This is a genomic window from Domibacillus sp. 8LH, assembly GCF_038806185.1.
In the GTDB taxonomy this organism is placed as follows: Bacteria; Bacillota; Bacilli; order Bacillales; family Domibacillaceae; genus Domibacillus; species Domibacillus indicus_A.
Window position 1 is genome coordinate 1 of record NZ_JAVJNG010000290.1, and the last position, 245, is coordinate 245.

A 245-nucleotide genomic window follows, 5' to 3' on the forward strand; every position below is an offset into this window, starting at 1 on the left:
ATAGCCAAGTGTAATAATAAACTGTTCTGGCGCCTGAGCGGTGGTTAAACTTGCCAGCACATCTTTGGATGTAGTGATCATTATTTCGCTGCTGAGTTCTTGGCTTGCGCTGTAACCGGATTTTGGTGAATGTAATACAAAACCACGATCTGTTTTTACCGGCCCGCCAGCAAACACTGCCACACTGGCAGCTTGGGTCGATTTGTCGTTATCAATCTCTATTTTGTCGAGTAAATCACCGACAG

The 245-nt window shown here is 45.3% G+C and carries 1 protein-coding gene; it reads right to left on the reverse strand.

The genetic code is table 11. The features are described 5' to 3' along the window. The coding region (locus RG959_RS24755; protein ID WP_342799361.1) for a YqgE/AlgH family protein at nt 1-245 on the reverse strand (245 nt) is incomplete at both ends.